At 62.4% G+C, this 6,583-nt stretch carries 4 protein-coding genes and 1 pseudogene; 2 read left to right on the top strand and 3 right to left on the bottom strand.

What is annotated here, in order from left to right:
- Positions 1 to 31: 31 nt before the first annotated feature.
- On the bottom strand, positions 32 to 1,126 hold the full coding sequence (gene mobQ, locus WFR25_RS25705; RefSeq protein ID WP_336975194.1) for a MobQ family relaxase: 1,095 nt from the start codon (positions 1,124 to 1,126) through the stop codon (positions 32 to 34).
- Between the two features lie 169 nt (positions 1,127 to 1,295).
- Here mobQ and WFR25_RS25710 point away from each other — a divergent pair, with 169 nt between their 5' ends.
- Both WFR25_RS25710 and WFR25_RS25715 read left to right on the top strand, forming a co-directional pair.
- Positions 1,296 to 1,586: a hypothetical protein gene (locus WFR25_RS25710; protein ID WP_062734581.1), complete on the top strand. Its 291-nt coding sequence runs from the start codon at positions 1,296 to 1,298 to the stop codon at positions 1,584 to 1,586.
- Positions 1,583 to 3,199, top strand: coding sequence for a type IV secretory system conjugative DNA transfer family protein (locus tag WFR25_RS25715; protein WP_419723229.1), 1,617 nt, complete (start codon positions 1,583 to 1,585; stop codon positions 3,197 to 3,199). The genes WFR25_RS25710 and WFR25_RS25715 overlap by 4 nt, the downstream gene beginning before the upstream one ends.
- Here WFR25_RS25715 and WFR25_RS25720 read toward each other — a convergent pair.
- Positions 3,112 to 6,081, bottom strand: a complete 2,970-nt coding sequence (locus WFR25_RS25720) for a Tn3 family transposase (protein WP_014072601.1) — start codon at positions 6,079 to 6,081, stop codon at positions 3,112 to 3,114. The genes WFR25_RS25715 and WFR25_RS25720 overlap by 88 nt on opposite strands.
- A 91-nt stretch (positions 6,082 to 6,172) precedes the next feature.
- Positions 6,173 to 6,583 (bottom strand): annotated as a pseudogene (locus WFR25_RS25725) (mercury(II) reductase); the annotation flags it as partial.

Here is a 6,583-nt window from a genome sequence, read left to right on the forward strand (position 1 = left end):
GTTTGTATGTACGTCTGTCAACCCTGACCCATTACCGTTCGCGGCCCCTGTCCCGTTCCTTGCTGCGATCCCGCTCTAGGTCGCGCTCGGCCTGATCGTGATCCGACCCGCCACCCTTACTGCCCATGCGCGACGCAATGCGCTCGGCGGCGCTCCCCGGCTCCGGGGCGTCCTTATCCCGCTCGACCCGCTGCGCCGTCGCCTCCGCGATCCGCTCGGCCGCGCCGCGATCGTCGGCCTGGTCCTGACTACCCCATGCGGCGCTGAGACGGTCGCGTAGGCCCTGCGCCATGCCCTTGGCCTTGTCGCCGATGCCGCGCATGGTTTCCGCGATCCTGGCGCTGAGTTCGCGAAGCTGCTGCGTCAGCTCGCGCCGCTCCCGGTTGCGCGCCTGCACCCCGCGCTGTTCGTCGCCGCGCTCGGTGGGCCTGCCCTTGCGCTCCATCGCCACCGCCGACAACGGCACCTTGCCCAACGGCTCCCGACCTAGATCCTCTTGCCCCTCCGCGTCGCCCCTTGTCCGTGCCGCCTCGCGCTGATCCTTCAACGACCGATGGTCTATGCGCTCATCGCACCCTGCCCGCTCCAATGCCTGGTTGGCATGGTCGGCCCAGGCCGAACGCCACCCCTCAAGCCGCTCGGCCGCATTCCAGTCCCGGTTCTTCTTCCCGAACCCCTCGCCAGTCAGGTCGCGCATGGTCAGCATCACATGCGCGTGCGGCTGCTCCTGCCCGTCCGCCGAATGGCCCCGGTGCAGCGACACGTCCGCAATCATGCCCTGGGACACGAACTGCTCGCGCACATAGGTGTCGACCAGGGCGCGCCGCCCCTCCGCGTCCAGTTCACGCGGAAGGGAGATTTCCACCTCGCGGGCAAGCTGGGCGTCCTTGCGCCGCTCCGCCGCCTCGACGCCGTTCCAGAGCTGGGCGCGATCGAGCATCCAGTCAGGGGTGCGATCGGGAGCCATGATCTCGCGATGCTCGATGTCGGACTTGCGCGTGTAGTCGTGGCATTTGCCAAGGCGCTCGTCGGTCAGCCGCTCGCCCGACCGATAGGCGGCAGCGGCCACCGCGCTGCGCCCGGTGGCCCGCGAGATGACTTTGACCGAACAATGGTAGATCGCCACGACGCCGCGCCTTTCTGCCTTACTGCACTTAAGGGGGAGCCGTCCGGCGGGGGCAACGCCCCCACGAGGACCACGCACATTGGGAACCAATGTATAAGCGTGCCCTTATCTTCATAAGGTAGCCTCATGCTGTTTCGGATGATATAGCGAATTGCCATAGGAGGACGGCATGGCACGGACACCCGTTGAAGAACGCCTTGAAAAAATGCGCGAGGATGAGCGCAAGCTGCGCGAGCGGCGAAAGGCGCTTGAGGCCCGCGTCTCTACCGAACGTCGCAAGGCTGAAACCCGCGAGCGCATCATGCTTGGCGCGTTCATCCTGCACCACCTAGACGAAGATACGCCCACCGGTCGCCAGCTCGCACCCCTGCTGCAACGCGAGCTGCCGATGTTCCTAACCCGTGAGCGCGACCATGCGTTGATGGCCCCTCTGCTGAAGCGGCTGAAGGAGAAGGAATGATGGCAGGCCCATTGGTCGGGGGCAATTGGGGGATAGGATGGGTTCGCGCGATCGTCGGCGCATTTGTCGTGTGCCTGGTCGTGCAATATCTGGTCGGCAAGCTGCTGCCGGAAGTTCTCGCCAGCATCATCGCCTGGGGCGCGTTCGCCCTGGTGATGGTCGCGGTCTGGCGGATTAACAGCCGTGCCGGTCGCAACGAGCTGCTCGGCTCGGCCCGCTTCGGATCGCGGGACGATGTGCGTGGCTTGGAATCCGGTGACGGCGATCTGCTCATCGGTCGATCGGCCAAATCGGGCAAGCTGCTCCGCTATGGTGGACCCGCCCACCTGCTGACGATGGCCCCGACGCGAAGCGGCAAGGGCGTCGGCACCATCATCCCCAATCTGCTGACCCTCGACCGCTCGGTGATCTGCATCGACCCCAAGGGCGAGAACGCCCGCGTCACCGCCAGGGCGCGCGCCGCCAAGGGCAAGGTCTGGTGCCTCGACCCGTTCGAGGTGTCAGGGCAACCCCCTGCCCGCTATAATCCGCTCGACCGGCTCGACCCGGCCAGCCTTGATCTGGCCGAAGATGCGATGACGCTGGCCGACGCCCTGGTCCATGATCCAGCGGGGCAAGGTGGCGAGGCCCATTGGAACGAGGAAGCCAAGGCGCTGATCGCCGGGCTGATCCTCTATACCGTCGTCCATGAGGACAGCGAGCATCGCACCCTGGCGACGGTGCGGGAGTATCTGACCCTCGCCCCCAAGGCGTTCGCCGATCTGCTTACCCTGATGCAGGACAGCCGCGGCGCCGGTGGCCTGATCGCCCGCGCCGCTAACCGGCAGCTCGGCAAGTCCGATCGCGAGGCCGCAGGCGTGTTGTCGTCGGCCCAGCGCCATACTCATTTTCTCGACAGCCCCCGGATCGTCGCCAGCATGGCCGCGTCAGACTTCACGTTCGCGGGGTTGAAAGAGGGGGTTTCCACGGTGTTTTTGTGCCTACCCCCTGACCGGCTCGATGCCTATGCGCGCTGGTTGCGGCTGTTGGTCGCCCAGGCGCTCACCGACATGGCGCGATCGCCGGTTAAACCGGCACGGCCCGTCCTGTTCCTGCTCGATGAGTTCGCCGCCCTGGGCAGGCTCGAACCCGTCGAGCGCGCCATGGGCCTGATGGCCGGATATGGATTGCAGCTCTGGCCGATCTTGCAGGACATGCACCAGTTGCGCGCCCTCTATGGCGAGCGCGCGGGCACCTTCATGTCGAATGCCGGGGTGTTCCAGGCGTTCGGGGTGAACGACCTCGCCACCGCCGAACTGCTATCGAAAACGCTGGGGCAGGAAACCCTCGAATATCAGACGGCGGGCTATTCCCAGGGCAGCAGGATCGGCGGGGCCAAGCTCACCCAATCGGCCAGCACCCATATCAGCGCCCGAAACCTCATGAACCCCGACGAAATCATGCGGATGCCGCCCACCGACCAATTGGCGTCACCTCAAGGTTTGTTCGCCAGACAACGATTTCTCGGACATAAGCGGAACATGGGCTACGCTACACGCTTCAACCGCGCCATTGGCTCGTTGAGTGGGTGGAATTCACCTGCTGGAAGTCGCCTGGCCTGCTCCCAGAGGTAATCGCCGGTCAGACTGATGTGCGCCCAGCCCATCGGAGAAAGGTGCGCAAGCAGTGCCGCATCGAACGTCGTGCCGACAGCGTTGAGGTGCTGGGCGGCCCGGTCGAGATAGACCGTGTTCCAGTAGGAAATCGCCGCAATCAGCAGGTTCAGCCCAGATGCGCGAAATTCCTGATTTTCCAGCGAGCGATCGGTGAACCGACCCTGCCGGTTGGTATAGATGGCGGCGGCAAGCGTGTGCCTCGCCTCGCCTTTGTTGAGACCGGCCTGACAGGCACGTCGCAGTTCCGGTTGTTCAAGCCAATCGAGCGTGAACAAAGTGCGCTCGATACGGCCCAGTTCAGCCAATGCAAAATCCAGCCTGTTCTGGCGTTTGTAGGCGGCAAGTTTTCGCAAGATTACTGACGGCGCCACCGTGCCATCCTTGATTGAGGCGACAATCCTGACGATGTCATCCCAATCGGCCTCGATCGCTGCCGTTTTGATGGTGCGGCCCATCAGATTTTCGATGCCCTTGTATGTCGATGGCGCAGCGATCGAACCCAGCTTGCGGTCGCCAATATCGCGCAGCCGGGGCGCGAAGCGGAACCCGAGTAGGTGGCAGAGTGCGAAAACATGATCGGTGGCGCCGCCGGTATCGGTATAGTGCTCATGCAACGGAAGGTTGCCGGCGCCCAGGACAAGCCCGTCGAGCACGTAAGGCGCTTCACCTGCCGTCGCGGACATGATCCGTGATCCGAATGATGCGAAGTGATCGGAAAGGTGAGAATAGATTTTCACGCCAGGTTCGGCGCCATATTTGGCATTGACGTCCGCCGCCCCTGAACGGCTCCGCCCCGACCGGAAGAACTGGCCATCGGACGACGAACTGGTGCCAGCGCCCCAATGCCGCGCGAAGGGTAATTCGTGATGGGCTGAGATGATCATGGCCAGCGCGGCCTGATAGTTCTCGGGTGAAAGATACCAGTTGTGGGTCCATGCGAGTTGGGCATAGCTGACGCCTTCGCTGGCATTGGCCATCCGCTCCAGCCCGAGGTTGGTGCCATCAGCCAGAATTGCGGCGAGTACCGTGCTGGGGTTGTCGTGCTCCTTGCCTGAGCGCAGGTCACGGAATGCGTTCAAAAAACCAGTGCGTTCGGCGACTTCAAGCAGCAGCTCGGTGATGCGCACGCGGGGAAGCAGGGTATCGAGCTTGCGATCGAGGGCTTCAGCTTCCGGTGGGGTGACAGGCGGCATTTGCTGAAGCTTGAGCCGGTCTCGTTCGAGCGACACTCCCTCAAGCTTGTTTGTTTTCAACTGCTTGGCAAATCGGCGCAGCCGCCAGTCAAGATTTCGTGCCCGGTCAGCGAGGTAGGATGCAGCATTTGAATCGAACGGAAGCACATCCGCCACTTTGGCGGCGTCGCGCCGACCCAGCAAATAGGCATCGAAGCGCTGATAGTTGCGGGTTCCCTCGATCCATACATCACCGGCGCGCAAACGATCACGCAAGGTTGCCATGATCGCAATTTCATAACGTCGGCGGTCGATACGGCCGCTTTCGGTGATGAGACGCTTCCACTGCCGATTGGGGAATGGCAGTGGAACGCCATCGGGAAGGTCGCGCGACTTTCGTGTGTTCGCATCGCGAATGACATCGATGGCTTTGATCAGTGCCGTCCCTGTTCCAGACGCCTTGAAGGTGAAGGCGTCCAGAAATGCCGGGCTGAAACGCCGTAGCGTGGCGTAACGCTCGGTTGCCGTTACCAGTGCGTCCTCGCCGGCAAGATCAGCAAGGGCATCTACTTGGGCCTTTGCCGCAACAAGCCGGTGCCAGCCCACCGCTTCGTCAATCAATTCGAGCGGATCGCCGCCATTCTGGACAGCCTCATCAAGTGCTGTAATCGTGGCGCCAAACAGCCGCATGAGTTGCCCCACCGACTGAATACTATCTTGGTAGCGACGCTCGCGCCCACGCCGCGCGCGCGTGAACATGCCGCCGATAAGTCGGTCAAACATTTGGATCGCGGCATCGGCAAGTCTGGCCTCAAGGTCGATCACTGCGGCCGTCAACGTCGCCCGCCTGCGATTGACGCTGTAATCCGAAAGCAGGAATGCCGGTGCCACGCCGCCCTCGCGGACAAATTGGGCAAAGCGGAATTCCGGAATGGCGCCCCCAACTACCGGGTGGATACCTATGCCGCGAACATAGCGCAGGCGCTCAAGCAAGCCATTGATATTGGCCGCAGTCGGGGCTTCTTCGAAATTACGCAACCACGCCAGCGGTGTCATGCCGAAATCCGGGTTGTTGATTACGAGTTCGTCTAGCCGTGTCAGTTCAGCAGAGCTGAGGCCTTCGACGATTGCGGCTGCGGCAGCTTTGCGTGCGCGTGCCCGGCCAGCAAGACCGGCGCGTTCCAGTGTGTCGCCTGACGGAAGAATGAACCGCTCACCCTTCAGGCCAACCATGAGGGCGCGAACAATCGGTTCACCTCTGTCTGTATACTCGGCGGCTTGCGCGGCAAGATTCAGGGCAAGTGCCAGGTCGCCGCGTCGAAACGGGCGTATGCCAAGATAACGCGCCACGAGATCGGCATGATCGGTACGGGTTTGCGCGCGCTGACCATATGCAGAGAAGGAGGAAGGATCGACGAATAACTGTGCCGCGAGGTACTGAAGAATGACGTCGGGAAGCCCGATCTCGGGTTGCAGACCAAAGCCGGGATGTCGCATCAAAGCGATTTGTGCAGCCAGACCGAGGCGATTTGCTGGACCATAGCGGCGCCCAACCAATTCAACATCTTCCGCAGAAAGGGTATAATGCCCAATGATCGCGGTTTCTTGGACAGGAGGATCGAACAGGCGCCGGCGCTCGTCTCCGGTCAGAAGTCGGCGTCGTGCCATTTTGCTCTCCCGCTGAGGCGAATAACAAAATTGACACCAAAGCGGCTTGCACTGGAGGGAGGCCATTCGTTGCCGGTTGATCCCCGAACAATCACCCGGCGCAGCAAGACAGTTTGGCGACATCCTTATCAAACGTTTGGGCCGCCAGTTTGAGGCCTTCCACAGTGGTCAGGTAAGGAAATATCGTTGCACCCAATTCCAGGGTGGTCATGCCGTGTTTGATCGCCAGCACCAGTGTCTGGATCGAATCCGCGCCTTCGGGTGCCATGATCTGGCCGCCCAGCAAACGGTCGTTCGCCTTGTCGGCAATCAGTTTGATGAGACCCCGCGTATCGCGTGCTGCCAGTGCCCTTGGCACAGCATCGAGCGGGAGCAGCGAAACCTTGATGTCCAGGCCTTGCGCCCGTGCTGTCGTTTCAGTGAGGCCGGCGCTGGCGACTTGCGGGTCGGTGAAGACGACGGATGGCATGGAGGAATTGTCGTAGCGGTATTGGTTGCCCGT

It is taken from the genome of Sphingobium aromaticiconvertens, assembly GCF_037154075.1.
GTDB classification, from domain to species: Bacteria; Pseudomonadota; Alphaproteobacteria; order Sphingomonadales; family Sphingomonadaceae; genus Sphingobium; species Sphingobium aromaticiconvertens.

What these genes read in the sequence shown, in the direction of transcription:
- WFR25_RS25710 (WP_062734581.1), top strand. Translation starts at nt 1,296, where the DNA reads ATGGCACGGACACCCGTTGAAGAACGCCTTGAAAAAATGCGCGAGGAT.
- WFR25_RS25715 (WP_419723229.1), top strand. Translation starts at nt 1,583, where the DNA reads ATGATGGCAGGCCCATTGGTCGGGGGCAATTGGGGGATAGGATGGGTT.
- WFR25_RS25720 (WP_014072601.1), bottom strand. Translation starts at nt 6,081, where the DNA reads ATGGCACGACGCCGACTTCTGACCGGAGACGAGCGCCGGCGCCTGTTC.